The 4,191-nt window shown below is 64.8% G+C and carries 3 protein-coding genes; all 3 read right to left on the reverse strand.

Features of this window, described 5'->3' with window-relative positions:
• Nucleotides 1-2: 2 nt before the first annotated feature.
• Nucleotides 3-2,132 (reverse strand): ASKHA domain-containing protein, encoded by a 2,130-nt coding sequence (locus CN311_RS31435; protein ID WP_097577453.1) that lies wholly within the window; start codon nt 2,130-2,132, stop codon nt 3-5.
• A complete protein-coding gene (locus CN311_RS31440; protein ID WP_097577454.1) occupies nt 2,083-3,054 on the reverse strand; it encodes a methyltetrahydrofolate cobalamin methyltransferase in 972 nt (323 codons plus the stop codon). The genes CN311_RS31435 and CN311_RS31440 overlap by 50 nt, the downstream gene beginning before the upstream one ends.
• Nucleotides 3,055-3,133: 79 nt before the next feature.
• On the reverse strand, nt 3,134-4,189 hold the full coding sequence (locus CN311_RS31445) for a methylenetetrahydrofolate reductase (RefSeq protein ID WP_097577455.1): 1,056 nt from the start codon (nt 4,187-4,189) through the stop codon (nt 3,134-3,136).
• Between the last annotated feature and the right edge of the window lie 2 nt (nt 4,190-4,191).

The following is a 4,191-nucleotide window of genomic DNA, read 5'->3' on the forward strand; positions in this document are numbered from 1 at the left end:
TGCTACTCCCGCCCGCGCCGAGCCGCGTGGCCTTCGCGCGAACGCCGCCGCGGGGCGGCGTCGCCGGCAACACCGTCCTCGCTGACGGTTTTGCGGGGCGGCAATTTCACCGCCGCCGACAGTTTCGGGAACGGGTCGACCTTGTTCGGCAGCGCCATGGCGTAGACGAAATGCTCCTGGAATTTCGGCTCCAGCGCCGTCTCGATCTTCTCGATCTGGCTGACGGTTTGCTCGATCTCGCGGCGGTAGCCGCGGTTCAAGAGCGCCATGCGTGCGCCGGCGCCGGCGGCATTGCCGACGGCCGAAACCTTGTCGAGGTCGCAGTCCGGAATCAGGCCCAGCACCATGGCGTATTTCGGGTCGATGAAGGAGCCGAAGGCGCCGGCAAAGTGGATGCGGTCGACATGCTCGGTGTGCTGCTTTTCCATCAGCAGCTTGGTGCCGGCGTAGAGTGCCGCCTTGGCCAACTGGATGGCGCGGATGTCTGTCTGGGTGATGGTGATCTTCGGCTCGCCTTCCTTCAGCACGTAGGAGAAGGTGCGGCCATTGGCGACGACGCGCGGCGAGCGGGCGCCGAGCGACCCGTCGATGACGCCATCTTCGGAGATGATGCCGGCGAGATACATCTCGGCGACCACCTCGATGATGCCGGAGCCACAGATGCCGGTGACGCCGGTCGCCTGCACGCTATCAAGGAAGCCGGGCTCGTCGGACCACAGTTCCGAGCCGATGACGCGGTATTTCGGCTCCAGCGTGTCGGGATCGATGCGCACGCGCTCGATGGCGCCGGGCGCGGCGCGCTGGCCGCCGGAGATTTCGGCGCCCTCGAAGGCCGGGCCGGTGGGCGAGGAGGCGGCCACCACCCGCTGGCGATTGCCGAGCACGATCTCGGCATTGGTGCCGACATCGACGATCAGCATCATCTCGTCCTGGCGGTGCGGCCCTTCCGAGAGCGTCACGGCCGCCGCATCGGCGCCGACATGGCCGGCGATGCAAGGCAGCATATAGAGGCGCGCACCCTGGTTGAGCTTCAGGCCGATATCCGACGCCTTGATGTGCACGGCGCCCGAGACAGCAAGCGCGAAGGGTGCGCCACCGAGTTCGGTCGGGTCGATGCCGAGGAACAGGTGGTGCATGATCGGATTGCCGACGAAGACGGAATCCAGGATGTCGTTGCGCTGGACATTGCCTTCCGCGCAGACCTTGTCGACGAGACCCGAGATCGCCTCGCGCACCGCCACCGTCATGCCTTCGCGGCCGTCCGGGTTCATCATCACATAGGAAACGCGGCTCATCAGATCCTCGCCGAAGCGGATCTGCGGGTTGGATGTGCCCGATGAAGCGGCGACGCGGCCGGACAGCAGCGACACCAGATGCATGGCAATCGTGGTCGAGCCGATGTCGCAGGCAAGACCGTAGGCCTCGTTCTTGAGGCCCGGCCACAAGGAGATGACCCGCGCGGTCTCGCTTTCGGCATCCTTGTGGATGGCGGCGGTCGCGGTCCAGTTGCCCTTGCGCAAGATGCCTTGCACCTGCGGCAGGAGATGGAAATCGAAGTCGAGGCTTTTCAGCCCCCAATCCTTCATCAGCGCGATCTTCAGGCGATCGAGATCGCCAAGCGGCTTGTGCATGTCGGGCTCTTCGATCTCGACATAGCACATGTGTATCGCCGAATCGCGGGCGATGACCCTGGTGTCGGCATCCTTGCGGATGGTCTGCGCATTGATGACAGTGTCCTGCGGCACGTCGATGACGAGGTCGCCGAGGATCTGCGCCGAGCAGGAGAGGCGCCGCCGCTCGGGCAGGCCGCGCACGCGTTCGTAGCGCTCTTCCTTGGCGCCCTTGGGCGAGATGTGGTCATTGGAAGAGACGATCTTGTGCTTGGCGAAATTGCCTTCCTGCACCTCGATCTGACAGCGCCCGCACGTGGCGCGTCCGCCGCACACGCTCTCGACATAGACGCCGAGCTGGCGCGCGGCATCGAGCACCGGCGTGCCGACCGGAAACCGGCCGCGCTTGCCCGACGGCATGAACAGCACGAGCGGGTCGGTGATGTTGGCAGGAGAGTTCACGATTGCGCGCTTATCCCTTGGCCATACGGGCTTCACGGCCGCCGCGCCGGCGGCCGCCATTGCCGCCTTCGCCTGGCGCGTTGACCGCCGTCGGTGCCGCGACCGCCTGGCCACCTTCGGCCGGCTTGTAGTCCTTGTAGGTCCTGATCCAGTTGGTGCAGTTCTCGTCGGTGCCATTCAGCACATTGGCGCCGCGCACCGCTTCCATTTCCTGCGGCCGCACCGGATTCATGATCGCCGAGGTCATGCCGGCGCCGATCACCATCGGGATGAAGGCGGCGTTGATGCCGTGGCGGTGTGGCAGGCCAAACGAGATGTTGGACAGGCCGCACGTGGTGTTGACCTTGAGTTCCTCGCGCAGACGGCGCAGCAGCGCGAACACCTGGCGGCCGGCGTCGCCCAGCGCGCCGATCGGCATCACCAGCGGGTCGACGACGACGTCATGCGCCGGAATGCCGAAATCGGCGCAGCGCTCGACGATCTTCTTGGCGACGGCGAAGCGCACGTCCGGGTCCATCGAAATGCCGGTCTCGTCGTTGGAGATGGCGACGACCGGAACGTTGTACTTCTTGACCAGCGGCAGGATGGCTTCGAGCTTTTCTTCCTCGCCGGTGACGGAGTTGACCAGCGGCCGGCCCTTGGCGACCTTGAGCGCCGCCTCGATGGCGGCGGTCACCGAACTGTCGATCGACAGCGGCAGGTCGACCAGGCCCTGCACGATCTCCAGCGTCTGCACCAGCAGCGCCGGTTCGGTCGCGTTGGGGTCGACGGCGGTGACGCCGGCATTGACGTCGAGCATGGTCGCGCCGCAGGCGGCCTGCTCTAGCGCGTCCTTGATGACGGTCTCGAAATTGCCAGCCACCATTTCGGCGGCGAGCTTCTTGCGGCCGGTCGGGTTGATGCGCTCGCCGATCACGCAGAAGGGCTGGTCGAAGCCGATGATGATTTCTCGTGTCGCCGAGGCGACGATCGTCCGGGTCATGAAATCTCTCCGTCGTGATATAAAGAGTTCTTTATATCGTTTCTGATTTCGATCAAGCGAATGGTCACGGTTGGCATCATCAATGCGCCGTCTTGACCATGTCGACCTGCGTTTCGGTAATGTCGTCGTGCAATATGCGGTCGAGCCGGTCGGCGACCATCTGGTCGTCGCGGCGGATTTCGCGCTTCCATGGCTGGCGGCCCTTCAGCACGCCCGATTCATCGACGATCTCGGCGACATATTCCTCCTGGCGGTAGGCCATCACATGGACGCCCGAAACGCCTGATATTTCCTTCACCTCGTTGATGATGTCGATGCAGAGCTGCTTGCCTTCCTTCTTCTGATCCTGGGCGCCCTCCAGCCGCTTGATGATCGCGTCAGGGATATGGATGCCCGGCACGTTGGAGCGGATCCATTTGGCGGTCTTGGCCGAAGCCAGCGGCCCGACGCCGCATAGGATGAAGCATTTTTCCGTGAAGCCGAGATCGCGGACCTTCTGCATATACGTGCGGAACATCGGCACGTCGAAGCAGTACTGGCTCTGCACGAACTGTGCGCCGGCGGCGATCTTCTTGCCCAGCCGATGCGGGCGGAAATCGATCGGCGGCGCGAAAGGATTGATCGCAGCGCCGAGGAAGAGCTGCGGCGGCGTCGTCAGCTTGCGGCCGGACAGGAACTTGCCGTTGTCGCGCATGATGCGACAGGTCTCCAGCAGCGACATGCAGTCGAGGTCGAACACCGGCTTGGCGCCGGGCTGGTCGCCGGCCTGTACGCCGTCGCCGGTCAGGCACAGCATGTTGGCGACGCCCATCGCCGCCCCGCCCAGCACGTCGCCCTGGATGGCGATGCGGTTCCTGTCGCGGCAGGCGATCTGCATGATCGGCGCATAACCCATGCGGGTCAGCAGCGCACAGATGCCGACCGATGACATGTGGCAGTTGGCGCCCGACGCATCGACGGCATTGATGGCGTCGACCCAGCCGTCGAAGATTTTCGCACGGTTATAGACGTCTTCGGGATCGGCGCTGTCGGGCGGGTTGAGCTCGGTGGTCACCGCGAATTCGCCGCGCCGAAGCACGCGCTCCAGCCGTCCACGCGACGTATGGCCGGGCAGGGGTTCGAGCGGCAGATGAATGC

This window comes from Mesorhizobium sanjuanii (assembly GCF_002529485.1).
In the GTDB taxonomy this organism is placed as follows: domain Bacteria; phylum Pseudomonadota; class Alphaproteobacteria; order Rhizobiales; family Rhizobiaceae; genus Mesorhizobium; species Mesorhizobium sanjuanii.

Excerpts from the sequence above, each read along its gene's own strand:
- CN311_RS31440 (WP_097577454.1), bottom strand. The coding sequence starts at position 3,054 with ATGACCCGGACGATCGTCGCCTCGGCGACACGAGAAATCATCATCGGC.
- CN311_RS31435 (WP_097577453.1), bottom strand. The coding sequence starts at position 2,132 with ATGGCGGCCGCCGGCGCGGCGGCCGTGAAGCCCGTATGGCCAAGGGAT.